The organism is Bradyrhizobium sp. LeoB3 (genome assembly GCF_055456055.1).
Genome location: NZ_JBVBEF010000081.1, coordinates 1 through 21,519, shown reverse-complemented (window position 1 = coordinate 21,519; position 21,519 = coordinate 1). Strand labels below are relative to the sequence as shown.

At 64.1% G+C, this 21,519-nt stretch carries 21 protein-coding genes; 2 read left to right on the top strand and 19 right to left on the bottom strand.

What is annotated here, in order from left to right:
* Positions 1-88: 88 nt before the first annotated feature.
* The 3 genes from ACZXDY_RS34540 to rimP are packed head-to-tail and all read right to left on the bottom strand — an operon-like array spanning position 89 to position 3,168.
* Positions 89-775: an RNA-binding protein gene (locus tag ACZXDY_RS34540; protein ID WP_464348606.1), complete on the bottom strand. Its 687-nt coding sequence runs from the start codon at positions 773-775 to the stop codon at positions 89-91.
* Positions 776-790: 15 nt separating this feature from the next.
* Positions 791-2,401 (bottom strand): transcription termination factor NusA, encoded by a 1,611-nt coding sequence (nusA, locus tag ACZXDY_RS34535; RefSeq protein WP_130227498.1) that lies wholly within the window; start codon positions 2,399-2,401, stop codon positions 791-793.
* Positions 2,402-2,403: 2 nt separating this feature from the next.
* Positions 2,404-3,168, bottom strand: a complete 765-nt coding sequence (rimP, locus tag ACZXDY_RS34530; RefSeq protein ID WP_464348605.1) for a ribosome maturation factor RimP — start codon at positions 3,166-3,168, stop codon at positions 2,404-2,406.
* A gap of 441 nt (positions 3,169-3,609) precedes the next feature.
* On the opposite strand from rimP, the gene ACZXDY_RS34525 reads away from it, so the two are divergent.
* Complete coding sequence (locus ACZXDY_RS34525) at positions 3,610-4,686, top strand: DUF2336 domain-containing protein (RefSeq protein ID WP_464348604.1); 1,077 nt, start codon at positions 3,610-3,612, stop codon at positions 4,684-4,686.
* A 221-nt stretch (positions 4,687-4,907) separates the two neighbouring features.
* Here the strand turns inward: ACZXDY_RS34525 and trmB are convergent, their stop codons facing one another.
* The 16 genes from trmB to murJ form a co-directional block, all read right to left on the bottom strand.
* On the bottom strand, positions 4,908-5,624 hold the full coding sequence (gene trmB / locus ACZXDY_RS34520) for a tRNA (guanosine(46)-N7)-methyltransferase TrmB (protein ID WP_464348603.1): 717 nt from the start codon (positions 5,622-5,624) through the stop codon (positions 4,908-4,910).
* The gene (locus tag ACZXDY_RS34515; RefSeq protein ID WP_464348602.1) at positions 5,621-6,757 is read right to left on the bottom strand and encodes a M20 family metallopeptidase; all 1,137 of its coding nucleotides are present in this window, start codon (positions 6,755-6,757) and stop codon (positions 5,621-5,623) included. The genes trmB and ACZXDY_RS34515 overlap by 4 nt, the downstream gene beginning before the upstream one ends.
* Positions 6,758-6,979: 222 nt before the next feature.
* Positions 6,980-7,396, bottom strand: a complete 417-nt coding sequence (locus ACZXDY_RS34510; protein ID WP_028168428.1) for a helix-turn-helix domain-containing protein — start codon at positions 7,394-7,396, stop codon at positions 6,980-6,982.
* Between the two features lie 257 nt (positions 7,397-7,653).
* Positions 7,654-9,267 (bottom strand): apolipoprotein N-acyltransferase, encoded by a 1,614-nt coding sequence (gene lnt, locus ACZXDY_RS34505; protein ID WP_464348601.1) that lies wholly within the window; start codon positions 9,265-9,267, stop codon positions 7,654-7,656.
* Positions 9,264-10,397 (bottom strand): hemolysin family protein, encoded by a 1,134-nt coding sequence (locus ACZXDY_RS34500; protein ID WP_464348600.1) that lies wholly within the window; start codon positions 10,395-10,397, stop codon positions 9,264-9,266. The genes lnt and ACZXDY_RS34500 overlap by 4 nt, the downstream gene beginning before the upstream one ends.
* 1 nt (position 10,398) lies before the next feature.
* Positions 10,399-10,905, bottom strand: a complete 507-nt coding sequence (gene ybeY, locus ACZXDY_RS34495; protein ID WP_130227491.1) for an rRNA maturation RNase YbeY — start codon at positions 10,903-10,905, stop codon at positions 10,399-10,401.
* 86 nt (positions 10,906-10,991) lie between these two features.
* Positions 10,992-12,047, bottom strand: a complete 1,056-nt coding sequence (locus tag ACZXDY_RS34490; protein ID WP_464348599.1) for a PhoH family protein — start codon at positions 12,045-12,047, stop codon at positions 10,992-10,994.
* 4 nt (positions 12,048-12,051) lie between these two features.
* Positions 12,052-13,452 carry a tRNA (N6-isopentenyl adenosine(37)-C2)-methylthiotransferase MiaB gene (gene miaB / locus ACZXDY_RS34485; RefSeq protein ID WP_464348598.1) on the bottom strand — a complete coding sequence of 467 codons (1,401 nt, stop codon included), beginning with the start codon at positions 13,450-13,452 and terminating at the stop codon, positions 12,052-12,054.
* A 169-nt stretch (positions 13,453-13,621) separates the two neighbouring features.
* Positions 13,622-14,299, bottom strand: coding sequence for an HAD family hydrolase (locus tag ACZXDY_RS34480; protein ID WP_464348597.1), 678 nt, complete (start codon positions 14,297-14,299; stop codon positions 13,622-13,624).
* A gap of 6 nt (positions 14,300-14,305) precedes the next feature.
* Positions 14,306-14,755, bottom strand: coding sequence for a Fur family transcriptional regulator (locus ACZXDY_RS34475; RefSeq protein ID WP_028168421.1), 450 nt, complete (start codon positions 14,753-14,755; stop codon positions 14,306-14,308).
* A gap of 52 nt (positions 14,756-14,807) precedes the next feature.
* Positions 14,808-15,293, bottom strand: coding sequence for a ribosomal protein S18-alanine N-acetyltransferase (gene rimI / locus ACZXDY_RS34470; RefSeq protein ID WP_028168420.1), 486 nt, complete (start codon positions 15,291-15,293; stop codon positions 14,808-14,810).
* Entirely contained in the window at positions 15,290-15,988 is a 699-nt protein-coding gene (gene tsaB / locus ACZXDY_RS34465) for a tRNA (adenosine(37)-N6)-threonylcarbamoyltransferase complex dimerization subunit type 1 TsaB (RefSeq protein ID WP_464348596.1), read from the bottom strand. Before tsaB ends, rimI begins: the two co-directional genes overlap by 4 nt.
* A gap of 83 nt (positions 15,989-16,071) precedes the next feature.
* Entirely contained in the window at positions 16,072-16,641 is a 570-nt protein-coding gene (locus tag ACZXDY_RS34460; RefSeq protein WP_028168418.1) for a NifU family protein, read from the bottom strand.
* A 116-nt stretch (positions 16,642-16,757) separates the two neighbouring features.
* The gene (locus ACZXDY_RS34455) at positions 16,758-17,252 is read right to left on the bottom strand and encodes a universal stress protein (protein ID WP_028168417.1); all 495 of its coding nucleotides are present in this window, start codon (positions 17,250-17,252) and stop codon (positions 16,758-16,760) included.
* A gap of 92 nt (positions 17,253-17,344) precedes the next feature.
* Entirely contained in the window at positions 17,345-18,397 is a 1,053-nt protein-coding gene (gene trpS, locus ACZXDY_RS34450) for a tryptophan--tRNA ligase (RefSeq protein WP_464348595.1), read from the bottom strand.
* Positions 18,398-18,463: 66 nt separating this feature from the next.
* Positions 18,464-20,005, bottom strand: a complete 1,542-nt coding sequence (gene murJ, locus ACZXDY_RS34445; RefSeq protein WP_464348594.1) for a murein biosynthesis integral membrane protein MurJ — start codon at positions 20,003-20,005, stop codon at positions 18,464-18,466.
* An 87-nt stretch (positions 20,006-20,092) separates the two neighbouring features.
* Here murJ and ACZXDY_RS34440 point away from each other — a divergent pair, with 87 nt between their 5' ends.
* The gene (locus tag ACZXDY_RS34440; protein WP_464348593.1) at positions 20,093-21,094 is read left to right on the top strand and encodes an adenosine kinase; all 1,002 of its coding nucleotides are present in this window, start codon (positions 20,093-20,095) and stop codon (positions 21,092-21,094) included.
* Positions 21,095-21,519 lie beyond the last annotated feature (425 nt).

Sequence of the window (21,519 nt, the reverse complement as noted above, 5' to 3'; positions counted from 1 at the left end):
GACTGTCCTCGGACCGTCATCCCGCTCCATCTTGTTGTTTGAACATGATCTTTTCGGAAAACCGGTTTCCCCTTTTCCCGATCATGCTCTAGCTAGAATTTCTGGCCGCATCGGCGGTCTTGTCGTCGTCGGCCATCCGGTATCGGACCAGAAGCTGGCAGCGCGACAGGAACGTCTTGCTCGCCGGGCCCGCGAGCAGGGCAGCATGTATCACATTTGACCGGCCCAGTGCCAAATCCAATTCTGCCGATGTCAGCGCGGTGACGACAGATATTTTCGGCGAATCTTCATCTTTTCGGCCCCTTTGCCGCAGGATCGCGTCCAATTTGCGGACGCCGTCGGGGGCCGCATCGGAAGCATGGATCAGACTTAGGGGTCTTTCCCGCTGCGACAACGCGTCCTCGACCTTGCCGAAGCCGGAAACGACCTGGCCGGCCTTGGCGGCCATCGCCAGCGCCTCGAGGCTGCTGCGAACCAGCAGCGCTTCGGTATCATCGGGCAGAGTCGCCGCGACGCGGACGTCGCGCTTGAATCCCCGGTTAAACTGGTGACGCCGGACCGCTTCCGCAACCGTGCGGCGCGAGGCCGAAAGCCAGAGGCCTCGCCCCGGCAGCTTGCGTTTCACATCGGCGATCACCTCGCCGGTGGGGGCGACGACGAAGCGGATCAGCTCGTCGATCGGGCGCACCTCGCGGCTGACCGCGCACATCCGCATGGTCGCGGACTTTTCGGTCCGCGGCCCATGATCCAGATCGGGGTCAGCCATTGCGAGCATGCGCGGGCCATCTCCTTACGCCGTCGGTTCTTCGGCGGCTTCCGCCTCGGCGTTCTGCTTGGCGAGGTCGGCCTCGGTGATCCAGCCGGCCTTTACGCGGGCCTGCATGATCATCGCCTCGGCGTCCTCGCGGGAGATATCGATCCCGTCGAGGAACCCGGCATGCTTGGTCTGTTCGCCACCGTCCTTGCGCTCGGTCCAGCCGACCAGATCGTCGGTGGCGCAGCCGGCGAGATCCTCGACGGTCTTGACGTCGTTCTCGCCGAGCTTGACCAGCATCTTCGCGGTGATGCCGGGGACCGTCTTCATGGCATCCTCGACGCCGAGTTCCTTGCGCTTGGCTTCCAGCTCGGCCTCGAGCTGCTCCAGATATTCCTTGGCGCGGTTCTGCAGTTCCGTCGCGGTTTCCTCGTCGAAGCCTTCGATGCCGGCGAGTTCCTTCACATCCACCAGCGCCAGTTCCTCGACCGAGGTGAAGCCTTCCGACGCCAGGAGCTGGCCGACGACTTCGTCGACATTGAGCGCCTCCATGAAGACGCGGGTCGAATTCTCGAAGTCGGCCTGACGACGCTCGGACTCTTCCTGCTCGGTCAGGATGTCGATATCCCAGCCGGTGAGCTGCGAGGCAAGGCGGACGTTCTGGCCGCGGCGGCCGATCGCCAGCGAAAGCTGGTTGTTGGTGTCGGGCACCACGACCTCGATGCGCTCGCGGTCCTCGTCGATCACAACCTTGGCGACTTCGGCGGGCGCCAGCGCGTTGACGACGAAGGTCGCGATGTCGGGCGACCACGGGATGATGTCGATCTTCTCGCCCTGCAATTCGTTGACCACGGCCTGCACGCGCGAACCGCGCATACCGACGCAGGCGCCGACCGGATCGACCGACGAATCGCGCGAGATCACGCCGATCTTGGCGCGCGAGCCGGGATCGCGGGCCACTGCCTTGATCTCGACGATGCCGTCATAGATCTCGGGCACTTCCTGCGCGAACAGCTTCGCCATGAATTGCGGATGGGTGCGCGACAGGAAGATCTGCGGGCCCCTCGTCTCGCGGCGGACGTCGAAGATATAGGCGCGGACGCGGTCGCCGTTGCGGAACACTTCGCGCGGCAGCATCTCGTCGCGGCGGATGATGGCCTCGCCACGGCCGAGGTCGACGATCACGCTGCCATATTCGACGCGCTTGACGACGCCGTTGACGATGTCGCCGATGCGGTCCTTGAATTCCTGGTATTGCCGGTCGCGCTCGGCCTCGCGCACCTTCTGCACGATCACCTGCTTGGCCGACTGCGCAGCGATGCGGCCGTATTCGAGCGGCGGCAGCGTGTCGGCGATGGTGTCGCCGACACGGGCGCCGGGATTGGCGCGCTGGGCGTCGGCGAGCGAAATCTGGTTGGAAGCATTCTCGACCACGTCGACCACGAGCATGTGGCGCGACAGGCGGAGTTCGCCCTTCTTGGGGTCGATCTCCGCGTGGACGTCGGTCTCGCTGCCGTACCTGGCGCGCGCCGCTTTCGCGATGGCGTCCTCCATCGCGGCAATCACGATGCCGCGGTCGATCGATTTTTCGCGCGCGACGGCGTCGGCGATCTGCAGCAGTTCAAGTCGATTGGCGCTGACTGCCATGGCTAGTCTCCTTCGTCAGGCTCGGTCTCGCCCCGGCGCAGCCGTTCGGCGGCGAGGCGGTGTTGTTTGGTGTTCTTCGGGGCCGGCTTCTTGCCGGTCCCTTGTTTCGGCTTATGGCTCTTGCTCGGATCGCTTTTTTTCGCATGCGCGGGTTGTGGCGGGGCCAGCCCCAATTCGCGGCGCAGCTCGCGCTCTTGAGCCTTGCCGCGCCGCATCGATTCGGCGATCAGCTCGTCGGTCAGCACCAGCCTTGCTTCGGCGATGTCTTCCATCACCAGCAAGGTCTGTGCATCTTCGCCCTCGCGTGTGTCATCCCGATGTAGGCGCACCGCGTTGCCCTCGACACCATTCAGGGTGCCGCGGAACCGCTTGCGGCCCTGATGCGCCACCGCCATCTCGATCTTGACGAGGTGGCCGGCATAGCGCTCGAAATCCGACCGCCGCACCAGGGGGCGGTCGATGCCCGGCGACGAGATCTCCAGCCGATAGGCCCGGTCGATGGGATCGGCGATGTCGAGCACCGGTGACAGCGCTCGCGAGATCGCCTCGCAATCCTCGATCTGCATCGAGCCGTCCGGCCGTTCCGCCATGATCTGGACGGTGCAGCCGGCATCGCCGGTGATCTTGATGCGCACCAGGCGGTAGCCCAGTCCCTGCAGGACCGGGGTGGCAACTGCTGACACGCGCGCCGCAGCGCCGGGCTCGACAACGAGCCGCGGCTCGGCGAGCAATTCGGCATTGACGGAACCAGCGGTTGGATCGGTCATATCGAGGGTCAAAGATGCGTCTTGAGCTGTCGGTTTTGTTGGTTAGCCGGCCCTAGACCGGTGTCCGATCATGATACGATCACGCTGATCGGGCCATGATCTTATCTCTCGTGTTTGAGCATGATCCTTGCGGACAACAGGCTTCCGCCGTTCGGGTTCATGCTCTGGTTGCGCTACCCAAAGCGGACCAGGCTCAGCCGGGTTCGTTCGGGTAATAAAAAAGAGCGGGTCCGGAAGGGCCCACCCTCAATACGGATCGTATGAGAACTTTAAGTCGCTGCCGATATAGCGCTTTTCCGCCCGTCCGGCAAGGGCCAGAGACCGCTGCTGAGCAAATTTGCGCTACCGGAAAGTTGGGTGCGAATGTCTAACGCTTCGTTCACGAACGCCACCTAGATTGCGCCGCAAAAACCGGCACGGCGGGCCGGTTTGGGTAGGCTTATGACGACGACAGCGACTGCGCTGATCCCTGAACTCGACGAGATCGTCCGCACCGGTGACCCCGGGCGCCGTGCCGACGCCGCGCGCCGGATCGGCGAACTGTTCCTGCAGGGGGCGGCCAGTTTCAGTACCGACCATGTCGATCTGTTCGACGGCGTCCTGACCAGCCTCGTCCCCCATGCCGAGCGCGACGCGCGGGCGCAGCTCGCCGAACGCCTGTCGCTGCTGTCGAATGCGCCGCGCAGCCTGATCGGGCAGCTTGCGCGCGAGGACGAGATCGCGATCGCAGGGCCGCTCTTGCGCTGGTCGCCTGTCATCGACGAGCAGGTCCTGGTCGAAATCGCGCGCGCGAAGGGGCAGGAGCATCTGCTGGCGATGGCGGAACGGCCGACGCTCTCGGCCGATCTGACCGACGTCATCGTCCGCCGCGGCGATCGCGACGTTGTCAGGCGCGCGGCCGGCAATGCCGGCGCCGAATTCTCGACGAGCGGCTATTCGACGCTGATCCGGCGCGCCAGCCAGGACAGCGTGCTGACGCTTGCCGTCGGTCAGCGCGCGGATCTGTCGCCCGAGCAGTTGAAGACGCTGGTGGCAGGCTCCGTCGAGATCGTCCGCCGCCGCCTGTTCGACGTGGTCAAGCCGGAGCGGCAGGCCGCGATCAAGCAGGCGATCAGCGAGCTCAACGGCATGAGCGAGAAGGTCGACAGCGCACGCGATTTCACGCCGGCCCAGCGCACGATCCTCGCGTTGCATCACGCCAATCAATTGAACGAAATCGCGCTGCTCGATTTCGCCAAGTCGTTCAAATACGAGGAAGCGGTGTGCGCGCTGGCCGCGATGACCGGTGTCAAGATCGCAACGCTCGATCGCCTGATCACCGGCGACCGCTACGATCCGATTCTGATCGCGGGCAAGACCATCGGTCTCGAATGGGCCACCGTGCGCGCGCTGATCCTGCTCCGGCTCGGCCCCAACCGCGTGCCGTCGCCAGCCGATATCGAGAGCGCGCGGCTGAACTTCACCCGCCTGATGCCCTCCACCGCCCAGCGCGTCGTGGACTTCTGGAAAACGCGGTAAGTCGGCGTTTCGTTGTAGCCGACGAACAGTTGACCCTCATCATGAGAAGCGCGGAACGCGCGTCTCGACGGATGAGGCCCGCCGGTGGCCTCGGCCTTCGAGACGGTCGCTGCGCGACCTCCTCAGGCTGAGGGGATAGATTGGAGCACGCGTCAAGATGCGCTCAGCCTCTGATTCAATTGTCGGAAAGCGCGAGTTCGTTGTGCCCGGAAATAACGGCTTCAGCCCATTCTGCGAAACCGCAGATACGTCGCCTTGCGTCCCTCGCGCTCGGCTTTGGCGCCATAGCGCGTCATCGTGTACTCGGGGAAGGGAGCCTGCCAGTCCGAGGCGCGTTCAGCCAGCCAAGTGAAATCGGGCGAGCGCATCAGGTGCCATAGCGTCCAGGCGCAGTAATCGTCGATGTCGCTGACGAAGCGGAATTCGCCGCCTGCTTTGAGGATGCGCGCCATTGCTGCAACGGTGGCATCCTGGACAAAGCGGCGTTTCCAGTGCCGTCGCTTCGGCCAGGGATCAGGATGGATTAGGTCGATGCGCCGCATCGACCCTGACGGCGCCCAGGCGAGCAGCTCGGCGGCGTCGCCTGCGAACAGGCGGATGTTGCCGATATTGTGCGCCTCGATCTGGGTCAGGATCTTGGCCATTCCATTGACATAGGGCTCGCAGCCGATGAAGCCGATATTCGGAAACGCGCGGGCCTCGGCGGCGAGATGTTCGCCGCCGCCAAATCCGATCTCGAGCCTGACATCCTCGATGTTGTCATCGAATAGTTCGGTCAGGCTGGCCGGCGCCGGGCTTGCGATGTCGAGCGCCAGATGCGGCAGCAGATGCTCGATCAGCTCGGCCTGATGGGCGCGCAGTCTGTGGCCCTTGCGCCGTCCGAAGAACGAGCCTTGCGCATGCGCGTCGCGCTCCTGATCCCGGGAAGGCGTCATCATCGCAGTGTCTGATACAGCCGATGCAGCAACCGCGCGCGCGGCTCGATCGATGAGATATACATCTGCTCGTAATGGGTATGCGCGCCCCTGCCGTCGACGCCGAGGCCATCGAGCGTCGCCGTATGCAGCGCGGTGAAATTGCCGTCGGAGCCGCCGCCGGTCGAGGTGTCCACGAGGTCGAAACCGATCTCGGTTGCGAGCCCCTTGGCGTGTTCGTAGAGCGCCGCGCCGGCGTTGGTCTTTTCATAAGGCGGCCGGTTCAATTCGCCGACCACATGCACGCTGACGCCGTCGGTCCGCGATTTCAGATTGAGTATTTTTGGTACCAGATCTTCGGCGTCGGCAATCGTCGGCACGCGCATGTCGACCTCGGCATAGGCCTCTTCCGCGATCACGTTCGGCTTGGTGCCGCCTTTGACCACGCCGACATTGACGGTGACGCCGCGCGCCAGATCGTTCATCGCCTCCAGCGTCTGGATGATGTTGCCGAGCTCGTGGATCGCGCTGCGGCCGTCCTCGGGGCGCGTGCCGGCATGCGCGGGCACTCCCTTGACGAAGATCTCGAAGCGCGCGACGCCCTTGCGTCCGGTGACGATCTTGCCGCCGTCGCGTGCCGGCTCGGTCACCAGCACATATTTGGCTTTGCGGCCCTCGGCTTCGATCAGCGCCCGCGAGGTCGGGCTGCCGATCTCCTCATCGGAAACGTAGAGCTGGGTCACGCCGAGCGGCGCCCGCGCGCCATTGGCGCAAACTTCCCTGAATGCGTGGTAGGCGAGATAGGCACCGCCCTTCATGTCATAGATGCCGGGACCGAAGGCGCTGTCGCCGTCGATGCAAAAAGGCAGGCGCTGGATGAATCCGAGAGGGTGCACCGTATCGAGATGGCTCAGCACCAGGATTCCCGGCGCGTCCTGGCCCCAGGCCGAGCGTGCGACGAGATGATCGCCGCATCCGTTCTGGCCGGCGATTCGCTCGAGGGTGGCCGGCAGGCTGCGATAGCCTTCGGCGACGAGATCGGCGAGCTTGTTGACCTGTTCGGGCGCCTCTGTCGGCGTTTCGATCTCCACCCAGCGGCGGATGCCGTCGAGAATCTCCGCAGGATTAAATGCAGGATTAAATGATGTCGTTGTCATTGGCGCGCCGGCATCTGGAGCGTGATCCGGAAAAAGTGGAAACCGATTTTCCCTCGCGACTAACGCGAAGCGTTTGCGTGGGAAGATCATGCTCAAACAAAGAGGTGAGATCATGATCCGATTCGGTCTAATCGGATCATGATCCAAGAACGATTGAACCGACGTCATGCGCCCGCACCGGCGGGCGCGTCAATCGCCATGTCGCAGGAATGACGACGCCGATCAACGCTTGTCGGGGCCTTCGCGAGCGGCGATCTGCTCGACCAGCTCGACGATGCTGCGGCGGAGTTTGGCGTCGGCGATGCGCGTGAAGGCGCGCGTCAGCGCCAGCCCTTCCGAGGTTGCGAGAAAGTCGGAAACGTAGCTGGGCGAGGCGCCTTCGCTGAAGCCTTCCGGGGTTGTCGAGCCGCTCGGTCCGCCGTCGAACAGGAACGAGACCGGCACCTGCAGGATCTCGGATATCTGCTGCAGCCGGCTGGCGCCGACGCGGTTGGTGCCCTTCTCGTATTTCTGAATCTGCTGGAAGGTGAGGCCGAGCTTTTCTCCCAGCTTTTCCTGACTCATGCCCAACATGATCCGCCGCATGCGGACACGGCTGCCGACATATTTGTCAACAGGATTGGGCGCTTTGGTAGACATCTTCGGACTCTCCTGGAAGGACTACGCGCCCGGCGAATGAGGCAAAACGGGTATGGAGTATGCCCCAGGCGCCGGTATCGTCAAAATCCTGCGGGAGGATCGAGGACGAATGCGGACAATTTGAGCTACTGTGCTGGCAGGATTTTCAATTCGGCTTGCAACGGTAGAATGCGAATGACGCGGTGGTTCTGTCAACTGGTGGAATCACACCAGCGGAATTTTTCATTGCGCAAGCAACCATCGAGAGCCCGCAGGCGTCAAGAATTGCGCCGGGCAACACGCCGTGCGACCACAAGCAACAATGCGACGAACAGAATGATCGCCGCGGGAATGTCATTGAAACGTGCATATAGCGTCGGCGGGATGGCAGCCGGTAATCTGGCATCGAGCACGCCTTCGATGCCAAGGCCAAGTTCTGCGACAATCCGTCCCGCCGGATCAATGACCGCGGAGATGCCGGTGTTCGCTGCGCGAACAATGGGCAGGCCCTCCTCGATCGCGCGCAGCCGCGCCTGCTGTAGATGCTGGTAGGGGCCGGTCGAGATTCCAAACCAGCCGTCATTGGTGACGTTGATGATCCAGCCCGGCCGGTCGTCGTGGATGTCAATGTCATCAGGGAAAATCGCCTCGTAGCAGATCAGCGGCAGTGCGCGCGGCGCATTCGGGATGTCAAGCGCGCGACGCCGCTGGCCGGCGATGAATCCGCCATGGACCTTGGTGAGCTGCACGAAGCCGAGCTTTTCCATTAGGTCCTGAAATGGCAGATATTCGCCGAAGGGCACCAGGTGCAGCTTGTCGTAAACCGACAGCACGCTGCCGTCGTGGTCGATCACATAGATCGAATTATAGGCGCGCGTGATGCGGACGCCTGGCGGCAGATCCGGGGCGCGCACCGAGCCGGTGATCAGCACGGTGCCTTGGGGCAGGAGCTCGGCGATCTGTGCCATCGCGTCGGCCTCGCGCGTCAGGAAAAACGGAAACGCCGATTCTGGCCAGATCAGGATGCTGGCATCGCGCACACCAGTGGATTGCGGGCCGGAAGCGCGATCGGACAGCGTCAGATATTTCTTCATCACCTCCGCTTTGGCGGCGTAGTTGAATTTGACGTCCTGCTGCAGGTTGGGCTGCATGATGCGCAGCTTGACGTCGGCGACCATGGTGGTCGGCAGCCGGGACATCCGCACCGCGCCGAAAACCAGCATGGCCGCGAGAACGACCAGCGCTATGACCGGCACCCGCCACAGCTTTCGGTTGGATGATTTGCCATCGATCAAGACGGCCGGGCTTGCGAAGATTGCGAGGCTGAGGAACGTCATGCCCCAGAGCCCGATCAGCGACGCGGTCTGCGCCAGCGCCAGTGGTTCTGACAGCGCATAACCGAAGGCGTTCCAGGGAAATCCTGATAGCACATGACCGCGCAGCCATTCGGCGATGGTCAGGCTCACTGCCAGCGCCAGCACGCGGAAGCCGTCGGGAGTCCAGAGCAGGCGCGCCAGCGCAAAGCCGAGCGCGGGAAACAGTGCCAGATAGGCCGGCAGGCCGAGTATCGCAAACGGCAACAGCCAGGCGAAGGTCTGCGCATCGACCAGGAAGGCATAGCCGATCCAGTAAAGCCCCGGCACGAAGTAGCCGAGCCCGAACCAATAGCCGGAGATTGCCGCCGCCGGGATGCCGCGCCACTTTCCGGCGCCTGCGCCGTCAATCAGCCAGACCGCGACCGGGAAGGTCAGGAACAGGATCGGCCAGGCGTTGAACGGCGCCATCGCGAGCGAGGATAGGGCGCCGGCGACGAGTGCGATGACGGCGCGCTTCCATCCCCAGGTCAGGATGATCGAAAGCCCGGCCGCGCGGAGTTGATCGGAAACCCTCACTGCGGGGCGGCTCCGTCGCCGGAGGGCGGAGGCGCGGTGTCGTTGGCCTGCGGGCTGGCATCGGCCTGAGGGCTGGCATCGGGCGCGGCCTCGCTGCGGCGACGGCTCTCGCGCTCCTTGCGCGGGACGTTGCGTTCCTTGCGCGTCGCGATCCGCACGCGCTTGACCCGTCGCGGATCGGCATCGAGCACTTCGACCTCGAAATTGCCGGGCCCGGAAATCAACTCGCCGCGCACCGGCACGCGGCCGACAAACGACACCAGATAGCCGCCGAGCGTCTCGACTTCCTCGCCGGCTTCGCCCGTGACGAAGTCTTCGCCGATCACCGAGCGGACATCATCGAGGCTCGCCCGCGCGTCGGCGATGAACGAGTTATCCGGCTGCCGAACGATCGACGGCGGCTCATCGCTGTCGTGCTCGTCGTCGATCTCGCCGACGATTTCCTCAACGAGGTCCTCGATCGTCACCAATCCGTCGGTGCCGCCATATTCGTCGACCACCAGCGCCAGGTGAATACGCGTGGCCTGCATCTGCACCAAGAGGTCGATCGCGCGCATCGACGGCGGTACATAAAGGAGCTTTCGGATGATGTTCGCTTCCTGAAGCGGCAGCGCGAGATCGACCGCGCGCAGGTCGAGGCCGGCGGGCAGCGGCTTCTTGCGCCGCGTCTTGCCGGCGTCGCTGACGCGCGCTCTTGCGGTCATGAACGCAAGCAGGTCTCGGATGTGCACCATGCCCTCGGGATCATCGAGGGTTTCGTTGTAGACCACGAGGCGCGAATGCGCGGCGCTTTCGAACAGGCTCATCAATTCGCCGAGCGGGATGTCGCGCTTCACGGCGACGATGTCGGCGCGATGCACCATCACGTCGGCGATGCGCCGCTCATGCAGATTGAGGATATTGCGCAGCATGGTCCGCTCGACGGCGGAAAAGTTCACGTCATCGGGCGTTGACGCATCGAGCACCACCTGCAGGTCATCGCGAACCGATCCTGCCTTCCAGCCGAACAAGGTGCGGATCGCACGCAGCAGCCAGCCCTCCGCTGCGGGACGCTGTGCCTCCTCCGGCACCACGGCCGGCAGGTTGCGCACATCGCGCGGATTGTCGTGGGTAGGTTCGGAGTCCGCCATTTCAGTCCATCCGCTCCCGGTCCGCATACGGATCGGGAATGCCGAGCTGCGCGAGGATTTCGCGCTCGAGATTTTCCATTTGCTCGGCGTCGTCGTCGTTTTCGTGATCGTAGCCGATCAGATGCAGGAAACCGTGCACCGCGAGGTGGCTTAAATGATGGTCGAACGGCTTCTGCTCCTCGTCCGCCTCCCTGCGCGTCGTCTCATAGGCGATCGCAATATCGCCGAGCATGCGCGGGGCATCGTCCAGCCCCTGAGCGCCCTTTGGCTGCAACGCCGGAAACGACAGCACGTTGGTCGGCTTGTCGATGCCGCGCCAATTGTTGTTCAGCGTCCGGATTCCGGAATCATCCGTCAGCATCACTGCCAGTTCGGCCTCGCCGACATCGGCCTCGGTGATTTCGGCGGCAGCCTCGATGGCGCGATGGATCACCGCTTCAGTATCAGGCTCGGTCTGCCAGCAATCGGCTGTGACCAGAACCTCGGTAGCGGGGAAGGCGGAAGACACTGTCGTTCCAAAAAGTTGTTGTTTCTAGGCGTTGTGATTGCGGCCGGAACCCGCTTGCGGCAGGTCCGTGAGGCCGGCTCATGACATCAAGATTTGGCGGTGACCTGCCGTTGTGGCAATCCCTCATAGGCGGCGACGATCCGTGCCACCAATTCGTGACGGATCACGTCCTCCGCGGTGAAGCGCACCTGCGCGATGCCCTCGACGCCTTCCAGCAGGCTCACTGCCTCTGCCAGCCCGGAGGCCTGGCCGTGCGGCAAGTCGACCTGCGAGGGGTCGCCGGTGACGATCATCCGGCTGTTCTCGCCGAGCCGCGTCAGGAACATCTTCATCTGCATCGAGGTGGTGTTTTGCGCTTCATCCAGGATGATGACGGCATTGGTCAGCGTGCGGCCGCGCATGAAGGCAAGCGGCGCGATCTCGATCTCGCCGCCCTGCAGTGCGCGCTCGACGACGCGCGCATCCATCAGGTCATAGAGCGCGTCATAGATCGGCCGCAGATAGGGGTCGACCTTCTCGCGAAGATCGCCTGGCAGAAAGCCGAGCCGTTCGCCGGCCTCCACCGCGGGCCGCGACAGGATGATGCGATCGACTTCCTTGCGCTCGAACAATTGCGCGGCATAGGCGACCGCAAGCCAGGTCTTGCCGGTACCGGCAGGCCCGACGCCGAACACCAGCTCGTGCCGCTTCAGCGCGCGGATGTAGGAATCCTGCGCGGCGGTGCGCGCCCGCACCGGGCGCTTGCGTAAGTTGATGGTCTCGAACGAGGGCTTTGCGGTCTTGGCGTCGAACTCGAACAGCGAGCCCTGCGCGATCACGGCGCGGATTGCGCCTTCGACGTCGCCCTGCGAAAGATCATGCCCCTGCGTTGCCTGGCCATAAAGCGTCTCCAGCACGCGTCGTGCGGCGTCGCAGCCGTCGCGGGAACCGGCAATGGTGATCTGGTTGCCGCGGGAATCAACGACGACGCCGAGCCGGCGTTCGACCTGCGCCAGATTCTGTCCATAAGGGCCGACCAGCGCGGACGCGGCGCGGTTGTCGTCGAAGTCGATGACGACCTGGGTCTCTGGAGGGATCGGCATGTCGCGGTCAGGTTTGCGGCTGGGAGCAAGCGATGGTGAATCCGATGCGCTTTTTGGCAAGGGTTCAGGCTCCAATGGTCGTCTGCGAAAGAGCGGATGACTGAGGCCGCGCATGACGCGGGGCCAGCTCGCCGAGCAGGCTGTAGCGCTCGAGGCTGTCGATCCTGACCGGAAGGACTTTCCCGACGATGTCCGATGATGCCATCACGTGCGCGGGCTGCAGATAGGCAGTACGGCCGACGATCTGGCCGGGATTGCGCCCGGCGCGTTCGAACAGCACATCGACCGTGGTGCCGATCGCAGCCTTGTTGAAGGCCGATTGCTGGCTGTCGATCAAGTTCTGGAGGCGCTCCAATCGCTCGTCCATTTCCGCCGCTGGCACCATCTCCTGCATGTCCGCCGCCGGCGTGCCGGGCCGCGACGAATATTTGAACGAATAAGCCGCAGCGTACCCTATTTGCATGACAAGCGCGAGGGTCGCAGAAAAATCTTCCCTACTTTCGCCGGGGAAGCCGACAATGAAATCCGAAGAAAAAGCAATGTCTTGGCGTACCGCACGAAATCGGTCGATGACGCGGCGGTAATCATCGGCGGTATGTTTGCGGTTCATGGCTGCCAAGATTCGGTCCGAACCGGACTGTACCGGCAGGTGCACGAACGGCATCAGCGCCGGCAGGTCACGATGCGCCTCGATCAGACTGTCCTCGACATCGCGCGGATGGCTGGTTGAATAGCGCAGGCGCAGCACGCCGGGGATGGCGGCGAGCCGCTCAAGCAACTTGCCGAGCGGCCAGCTTCGTCCATCCGGCCCTTCGCCGTGATAGGCGTTGACGTTCTGCCCGATCAGGGTGATCTCGCGCACGCCGTTATCGGCAAGCCGCGCCACATCCTCGATGATCCTCGTCACGGGACGCGAGACTTCTGCGCCACGCGTGTAAGGCACGACGCAGAAGGTGCAGAACTTGTCGCAGCCTTCCTGCACGGTGACGAAAGCTGAAATGCCGCGCGAGCGGATCGCGTCGGGCTGCGGCGGGGCCAAGAATCCGAACTTGTCCTCGACCGGGAATTCGGTCTCCAGCGCGCGGCCTTCCGCTTTCGCCTGCTTCAGCAGTTGCGGAAGATGGTGGTAGCTCTGCGGACCGACCACGACGTCGACGGTCGGCGCGCGGCGAATGATCTCCTCGCCTTCGGCTTGCGCAACGCAGCCTGCGACCGCAATTTTGACGTCGCGCCCCTGGCGCGCGGCGTCGTCCTTCATCACGCGCAGCCGCCCGAGCTCGGAATAGACCTTTTCCGAGGCCTTCTCGCGGATATGGCAGGTGTTGAGGATCACCAGATCCGCTTCGTCGGCGTTTGCCGTCTCGACAAAACCCTCGCCGGCCAGCGTATCCACCATGCGCTGCGCATCGTAGACATTCATCTGGCAGCCATAGGATTTGATGTGCAGCTTGCGCGGCGGGGTCATGGAACCTGCTTGGGGTGGAAAGGAGCGCATCGGGGCGCAGGGCTCAAATATAGCCTAAAGCCGTCAAAATCCAGCTTTTGGGCCCGTCATTCCGGGGCAATGCGCCAGCATCGAACCCGGAATCTCGAGATTCCGGGTCTGGTCCTTCGGACAATCCCGGAATGATGGCTCAGGTTGCGGCGACGATTGCACCGTTTTCGATCAGCCCGGGCAGTTCCCGCATGTCCGCAAAGGTCATTGTGGCGCCGGCGGCGCGCAGCGCCTCGGCATGGCCGGGCCCGCAATGGCTGCCGCCGCAGAAGCCGAGCACCGCCATTCCGGCGGCGCGGGCGGCTGTGATGCCGGGGAGGCTGTCCTCGACCACGAGACAGCGTTCGGCCGCCACCTTCATCTGCCCGGCCGCGAACAGGAAGAGATCGGGCGCCGGCTTGCCGTTCTTGACCTGCAGGGCTGAAAAGATGTTCGGTGCAAATCGTTCGTAGAGGGCGGTGCGACCAAGGCTGACGCGCATGCGTTGTGGTGAGCCGCTGGACGCCACGCAAACGGGCTGCGCGATCTGGTCGAGCGCGGCGTGAATGTGCGGCACCGCCTGCAGATCGGCCTCAAAGGAACGGAACAGCTCGTCCTGCAATTGCCTATGATAATCGTCTGGAGGGCTGCGGCCGAGTTCGGCCTCGATTTCGAGATTGGCCTGTCGTGTCGAGCGACCGAGGAAACGATCGAACACCTGTTCCGACGTGATCGGATAGCCGTGACGTGTCAGGACCTCGGCATGCGCGCGACACGAAATGACTTCGCTGTCGACCAGCACGCCATCGCAATCGAAGATGATGAGATCAGGATTCAATTCAGACTACGATTTATCTTCGTCCAGCGGGACGCAATACAGTTCGAGACGGTGGTCGACCAGCTTGTAGCCGAGCTTGCGGGCGATCTCCGCCTGCAGTTTCTCGATCTCTTCGGACGTGAATTCGATCACCTTGCCGTCGCGCAAATTGATCAGGTGGTCGTGATGGCTGTCGGGCATCTGCTCATAGCGCGCGCGGCCCTCGCGAAAGTCGTGGCGCTCGATGATGCCAGCGTCCTCGAACAGCTTTACGGTGCGGTAGACGGTCGAGATCGAGATCTTGTCGTCGACCGCGACGCAGCGCCGGTACAGCTCCTCGACGTCAGGATGATCCACGGATTCGGCCAGCACGCGCGCGATGACGCGGCGCTGCTCGGTCATGCGCATGCCGGTCGCGGCGCAGCGCGCCTCGATGCCGGTGTTCTTCATCGCAGACGAGGTTTTCAGCGGAGCCATGTTTCTTCAGCCTGGAAGGGCAGGGCGGGACTGTTCTGCCACCGCCCGCATGTTACGACAAGTCACGGCGCATCAGAAGCGCATTCAAATGTTCCCCACCGGGCTGCTTGTAATAGCGTTCACGGCGACCGACGACGGCAAATCCGGCCCGTTCATAGAGCCGTCGCGCCGGCTGGTTATTTTCCTCCACCTCGAGGAAAACAGTGCGCACGCCGCGGCCAGCAAGATGGCCCAGATGCGTCAGCAACAAATTGCGCGACAGGCCGCGGCCGCGCTGGCTGGAATCGATCGCGATCGACAGGATTTCAGCTTCGTCCGCTCCCATCCGCGATACTGCAAAGCCGATGATCTTGCGCCCGAGCCGCAGCCGATGCACCAGCGTGTTGCGCTCGGCGAGCATTGCCTCGAATTCGCCTTCGCCCCAGCCGCGATGAAACGAGGCGCCATGTAGCTGCGCCAAACGCGGTGCATCGCGCACAGTCGCGGCTTCGACCGCCGGCGTGCCGCGGCTGAGCCATTCGGAAAGCCAGGCCATCATGACGCGGTCGATTGCGCGATGTCGAGCAGCGGATTGGCCGGCGGCTTTGCGTCCGGCGCGCGCAGATAGAACGGCCGCGCCGGCGCCGCTTCGGGGCTGACGGCCGCGCCGACCCAGGCGACCCAAGTGATGTCGGGCGCGGCCTGGCTATCGATCTTGAACGGCGGCGCCGTCTCCGCCGGCCAGCGGTCGGCGAGGATTTTTGCGGCATTGCCGACCAGATGCGGTGTGCCAAGCCGCGCGGCCTCGATCGCTTCCTCGACCGGCGCCACCTTCGGCTTGACCAGCGGGCTGCCGTCGCCGTTCACCACCTGGAAATAGACATGGTCATGCCGCGCATCGATCGCGGAGATGATCGGATGCTCGCCTTTCTCGGCGACGACAGGCGCGGCATAAGCGGTCAGCGTGGTGACGCCGACGACGGGTTTGCTGGCAGCCAACGCGATGCCGCGCGCCGCCGACAGGCCGACGCGCAGTCCGGTGAAGCTGCCGGGACCGGTGGTGACGGCAATGCGATCAAGCGCGACGAAGGCGATGCCGCTCTCCTTCATCACCCGCGCGATCAGTGGCATCAGCGCTTCGGCATGCCCGCGCTTCATCGGTTGCGATTCCAGCGCGAGCGGCTTGCTCGCGGTGGTGTCGAGCACGGCGGCAGAGCAGGCGTCGAGCGCCGTATCGATGGCGAGAATGATCATGGAGCGAATGGCAATTGGCGAATGGCGAATGGATGGTCAGGCGCGATCCCTATTCGCCATTCGCCACTCACTATTCGCTCTCCTTACATCGGGCGGACTTCGACCACATCGGGGACGAAGTGCCGCAGCAGATTCTGGATGCCGTGCTGCAGCGTCGCGGTCGAGGACGGGCAGCCGGAGCAGGCGCCCTTCATGTTGAGATAGACGACGCCATCCTTGAAGCCGCGGAAGGTGATGTCGCCGCCGTCATTGGCGACCGCAGGCCGCACCCGCGTCTCGATCAAGTCCTTGATCTGCGCGACGGTGTCGGCATCTTCGTCATTGAAGAACTCGTCTTCCTCATCGAGCGAATCGTCGCCATCGACGCTGCCGTCGGCGAGCAGCGGCGCGCCGGACATGTAGTGCTCCATGATCGCGCCGAGGATTGCGGGCTTCAGATGCTGCCAGTCGCCGTCGGCCTTGGTCACGGTGACGAAGTCGGAGCCATAGAACACGCCGGTGACGCCGGGCACGGCGAACAGCCGTTCGGCGAGCGGGGAGCGGACGGCGGCTTCAGGTGTCGCAAATTCCATGGTGCCGCTCGCGAGCACGGTGCGGCCCGGAATGAACTTCAGGGTGGCGGGATTGGGGGTAGCTTCGGTCTGGATGAACATTTGTTTTCTCCGGCGTCGCCGGTTCAAGGCCGGCGCGTGGGGTTCCCTTAGCAGATGGCGACGGCGAACGCACGGATCAAGGCGGGAACCGTCGGTTCCCACGATTGATCAAGGGGTTACGATAGCGAATCGATCTCTTCGTCGGTCAGTCCGCCGGGCACGATGGTGACGGGAATCGGGAACTCGCCCATGATCTTGGCCATGGTGGTGATGATCGGACCCGGGCCTTCCGGCCCCGGATTGGCCGCCAGCACCAGGATCGAGATGTCCTCGTCCTTGTCGATGACGTCGAGGACCTGCTCGGTTGGGTCGCCCTCGCGAATCACCCGCTCGGGCGTGATCGCGGCAATCCCGTTGGCGCGCCCGGCGGCGCGGTCGAGCGCCTCGTTTGCCGCTTCCTCGGCCTCGGCACGCATGATGTCGGCCACCCCGAGCCATTGCTGGTTCTGGTCCTCGGTCTCGATGACGCGCAGCATCACGACGCCGCCGCCGACCCGGATCGCCCAGCGGCTGGCGTAGTAGACGGCGCGGTCCCATTCGGCGCTGTCGTCAACGATGACAAGGCATTTCGGCTTGTGACCAGATTCGTAGCTTCGTCGCTGGGTGGTCATGCATGTCCCGGTGCATTATTGCCAAGCAGACTTATGCTGCCACACCCCCTCGGCTTTTTGGAGAGGGTGCGAGAGCAATCGATGTTGATCGCCTATCGCTGCCGGATGAAGCCGACGACGTCCTTCGCGGCGCGCATGGTTTCATCGGCGATCACGCGGGCGCGGTTGGCGCCGTCGACCAGGATCTGATCGACATGGCCGGGATCGGCGACCAGCCGCTTCATTTCGGCCGCGATTGGCGACAGTTTCGCAACGCAAACGTCCACCAGCGCGTTCTTGAAGCTGGAGAACTGGCCGCCGCCGAAATCCTTCAGCACGGCCTGCTTGCTGATGCCGGCGAGCGCTGCGTAGATGCCGACGAGATTGTCGGCTTCGGGCCGGGCCTCCAGCCCCTTTTCCTCTGATGGCAACGGCTCCGGATCGGTCTTCGCCTTGCGGATCTTCTGCGCGATGGTGTCGGCATCGTCGGTGAGGTTGATGCGCGAATTATCAGAGGGTTCCGACTTCGACATCTTCTTGGTGCCGTCGCGCAGGCTCATCACCCGCGTCGCCGGTCCCGTGATCAGCGGCTCGGGCAGCGGGAAGAACAGGCCGTCGGCAAGGCCGTGGCCGCGGATCGAGTCGCCGAAGTCGTTGTTGAACTTCTGCGCGATGTCGCGTGACAGCTCGAGATGCTGCTTCTGGTCCTCACCCACAGGCACGTGGGTCGCGCGATAGAGCAGGATGTCGGCCGCCATCAGCACCGGATAGTCGTAGAGACCGACGGAGGCGTTCTCGCGATCCTTGCCGGCCTTCTCCTTGAACTGGGTCATCCGGTTCAGCCAGCCGATGCGGGCGATGCAGTTGAAGATCCAGGCAAGCTCGGCATGGCCCGCGATCTGGCTCTGGTTGAAGACGATGTGCTTCTTCGGGTCGATGCCGCTCGCAATGAACGCCGCCGTCACCTCGCGGGTATTGCGCGTCAGCTCGGCCGGGCCGCCCCAGACATCGACGCCCTGCGTGATCGCGTGCATGTCGACGACGCAGTAGATGCAATTGTGCGTCTCCTGCAGCTTGACGAAGTTGACGATGGCGCCGAGGTAATTGCCGAGGTGCAGATTGCCCGTCGGCTGGACGCCTGAAAAAACCCGTTCCACGAACGCCATGGTGTCAATTCCCGGAAAATGCCGCTTCGGCGGGGTCGTTTGCCATTTTGGGGCTATCGGCGCAAGTCAGGCGGGACGGTTTTGCCTGATCGCGGCGACCGCCTCGCGCCAGCCGATCACGCCGAACAGCTTCAGGAACAGGCCGTAGCCCGCCATGGCGGCCAAAATCACCACGAACAGCAGCACGGCCTGCGCGGGCCCGCGCGATCCCGCGGCCAGCGGCGCGAACTCCTGCAGAAGCCATAGCAGCGCGCCCATGGCGAGCGCCGCCAGGCAGATGCGCGGGAGCCGATCGCGGGCCTCCGTATCGATCGCGAAGCCGAATGTCGCGCCCCCCTTCCGGATCAAATAGAGCGCGTTGCTCCAGGCTCCCAGCGTGATGCCGGCAGCAATGCCGCGCGTGCCGAAAGAGTGGCGGAGCAGGAACGCGGCGACGATCGCCACCACAATGGCGGTCAGCGCGCCCAGGAGTGGCGTGCGGGTATCCTCGCGGGCGAAGAAGGCCGGCGACAGCGCTTTCACCAGCACATGCGCGGGCAGGCCGAGCGCAAGCCAGGTCAGCGCATGCGCGGTGGCCGTGGCATCATGCGCGGCAAACGCGCCGTGCTCGAACAGGATCCGCACCACCGGGTCGCTCAATACGATGAGGCCAAGCGTCGCCGGCAAAGCGAGTCCGACCGCCAATTCCAGGCCGCGCGATTCCACGCGCGCGATGGCGTTTCGGTCACCGCTGTGCAGCGCGCGCGTCATTTCCGGGATCAGCACCGTGCCCATGGCGACGCCGACGATCCCGAGCGGCAGTTCGATCAGGCGGTTGGCAAAATAAAGCCAGGAGACAGCCGATGGCGATTTGGAGGCGATCACGGCGCCCGCCACCATCAGCCATTGCGGCGCGCTGCTTGCGATCATGCCCGGGATGGCCTTGCCGAGGAAGCCGCGCATGTCCTTGTCGAAGGAGATGCGGAGCGGCGTCGCCGCGCGGCCGCCGCGCAGCACGAGAATCGACAATTGCAGAAGTCCCGCAAGGCCGACGGTCGCCGCGACGACCATCGCGGCATGCGCCGCATCCCCCCGCCATGTCAGCAGCACGGCCATCACCGCGATCAGCGCGATGTTGAACAGCAGCGGCGAGAATGCGGTGAGCGCAAAGCGCGCTTGCGCGTTCATGAGCCCCATCATGACCGTGACGGGTCCGGCGAAGGCGAGATAAGGCAGCATCAGCCGCGCATTGTTGACGGCAAGGTCCAGCGTTTCGCGGCCGACAAATCCCGGCGCCAGCGCCGCGATCACCAGCGGCATCAGCAAGCCGATCAGGACCGACGCCACGATCAGCGCGGCGCTGATGGTCCCGAGCACGCGACCGGCGAAGGCCGCGGCGGCCGCTGCGCCTTCGGTCTCGCGCAACCGGAGCCACGCCGGTATCAGCGCGGCGTTCAGCGCGCCCTCGGTCAGGAGCCGTCTGACCACATTGACCATTTGAAAGGCAACCAGGAACGCATCGGCAACCGCGCCGGCGCCCAGCAGCGCCGCGATGATGGAATCTCGGGCAAAGCCGAGCAGCCGTGAGGCCAGCGTTCCCGAGGAGACGGTGAGGAAAGAGCGGATCATATGACTTCTATATAACAGCCACCTGGCTTGCTGGCGCCATGTTGATCTGGTACGGCGCAGCCTTCTCAATCGCTCGAAGGATGGATAATGGCCGACGCAAAATATGACGTTCTCGGGATCGGCAACGCAATTTTCGACGTCCTGGTGAGGACCGACGAGGCGTTCCTCAGTCGTCACGGCATGGCCAAGGGCAGCATGGCGCTGATCGACGAGGCCCGCGCCGGCGCGATCTACCAGGACATGGGCCCAGCGACCGAGATGTCCGGGGGCTCGGCGGCCAATACCATTGTCGGCGTCGCCAATTTCGGCGCCCGTGCGGCCTATGTCGGCAAGATCAAGGACGATCAGATCGGCCGGCTCTATGCCCATGACATCCGCGCCGCGGGCGTCGCATTCGAGACCAGGCCCGCCACCGATGGCCCCGCCACCGGCTGCTCCTATATCCTGGTGACGCCGGATGGCGAGCGCACCATGAACACCTATCTCGGCGCCGCGCAAGATCTGACACCGGCCGATATCGATGAAGCGCAGATCGCGGCGTCCCGCATCGTCTATCTCGAAGGCTATCTCTGGGATCCCGCGAGCGCCAAGCAAGCCTTCGTCAAGGCGGCGACGATCGCGCATGCCGCAGGCCGCCAGGTCGCGCTGACCTTGTCGGATTCCTTTTGCGTCGATCGCTATCGCGACGAATTCCTCGAATTGATGCGCAAAGGCACGGTCGATCTGGTGTTCGCCAATGAGGCCGAGCTGCGCTCGTTGTACCAGACCGCCGATTTCGACGGCGCGCTGAAGCAGTTCCGCGTCGATGCGAAACTCGGCGTCGTCACCCGCAGCGAGAAAGGCTGCGTGGTGGCAGCGAAGGACGGCGTCACGGCCGTGCCGGCGTTCCCGATCGAGCGGCTGGAGGATACGACCGGCGCGGGCGATCTCTTCGCCGCCGGCTTCATGTTCGGCCTCGTCCGCGATGCCGGTTATGAGAATGCCGGTCGGCTCGGCGCGCTCGCAGCCGCAGAGGTGATCCAGCATATCGGCGCGCGCCCGCAGACGTCGTTGAAGGAGTTGGCGCAGCAGAACGGATTGCCGGTTTAAGGCTGCTCTATCGCCGCAGTGCCATAGGGTGGGCAAAGGCGCGCTTGCGCCGTGCCCACCATCAACACTTCGCTCGTGATGGTGGGCACGCTGCGCTTTGGCCAACCTACGGCCTCTCTCCGTCGTCCCCGCGAAGGCGGGGACCCATAACCACAGGGAGTTGTTGTGGCACGAGCAAGCGGTGGTAGCGGAGCGCATCACAACGGCCTGTGGTTATGGGTCCCGGGTCAAGCCCGGGACGACGCGGGGTAAGTTCTGATTTGAATGTCAAACAGCGGAAGGGATGTGAGTTCGCGTTCTCGCGGCATTCGCTGCCCGAGTTTTGCGTCACTTTCCACCCTGCTCGAAATCAGAGGGCGCAGGGAAAGCCGGGTGCTGGTTGCACCCGTGGGTCCCGTGCAACAAAAAGCACGGGGGTAGGACCA

Coding starts and splice junctions, on each gene's coding strand:
- trpS (WP_464348595.1), bottom strand. CDS start 18,397: ATGGCGTTCGTGGAACGGGTTTTTTCAGGCGTCCAGCCGACGGGCAAT.
- tsaB (WP_464348596.1), bottom strand. CDS start 15,988: ATGATCATTCTCGCCATCGATACGGCGCTCGACGCCTGCTCTGCCGCC.
- rimP (WP_464348605.1), bottom strand. CDS start 3,168: ATGACCGATCCAACCGCTGGTTCCGTCAATGCCGAATTGCTCGCCGAG.
- ACZXDY_RS34455 (WP_028168417.1), bottom strand. CDS start 17,252: ATGACCACCCAGCGACGAAGCTACGAATCTGGTCACAAGCCGAAATGC.
- nusA (WP_130227498.1), bottom strand. CDS start 2,401: ATGGCAGTCAGCGCCAATCGACTTGAACTGCTGCAGATCGCCGACGCC.
- ACZXDY_RS34440 (WP_464348593.1), top strand. CDS start 20,093: ATGGCCGACGCAAAATATGACGTTCTCGGGATCGGCAACGCAATTTTC.
- ACZXDY_RS34460 (WP_028168418.1), bottom strand. CDS start 16,641: ATGTTCATCCAGACCGAAGCTACCCCCAATCCCGCCACCCTGAAGTTC.
- miaB (WP_464348598.1), bottom strand. CDS start 13,452: ATGACCCCGCCGCGCAAGCTGCACATCAAATCCTATGGCTGCCAGATG.
- ACZXDY_RS34500 (WP_464348600.1), bottom strand. CDS start 10,397: ATGGCGGACTCCGAACCTACCCACGACAATCCGCGCGATGTGCGCAAC.
- trmB (WP_464348603.1), bottom strand. CDS start 5,624: ATGATGACGCCTTCCCGGGATCAGGAGCGCGACGCGCATGCGCAAGGC.
- ACZXDY_RS34540 (WP_464348606.1), bottom strand. CDS start 775: ATGCTCGCAATGGCTGACCCCGATCTGGATCATGGGCCGCGGACCGAA.
- rimI (WP_028168420.1), bottom strand. CDS start 15,293: ATGATGGCCTGGCTTTCCGAATGGCTCAGCCGCGGCACGCCGGCGGTC.
- ACZXDY_RS34475 (WP_028168421.1), bottom strand. CDS start 14,755: ATGGCTCCGCTGAAAACCTCGTCTGCGATGAAGAACACCGGCATCGAG.
- ACZXDY_RS34525 (WP_464348604.1), top strand. CDS start 3,610: ATGACGACGACAGCGACTGCGCTGATCCCTGAACTCGACGAGATCGTC.
- ACZXDY_RS34510 (WP_028168428.1), bottom strand. CDS start 7,396: ATGTCTACCAAAGCGCCCAATCCTGTTGACAAATATGTCGGCAGCCGT.
- ACZXDY_RS34515 (WP_464348602.1), bottom strand. CDS start 6,757: ATGACAACGACATCATTTAATCCTGCATTTAATCCTGCGGAGATTCTC.
- murJ (WP_464348594.1), bottom strand. CDS start 20,005: ATGATCCGCTCTTTCCTCACCGTCTCCTCGGGAACGCTGGCCTCACGG.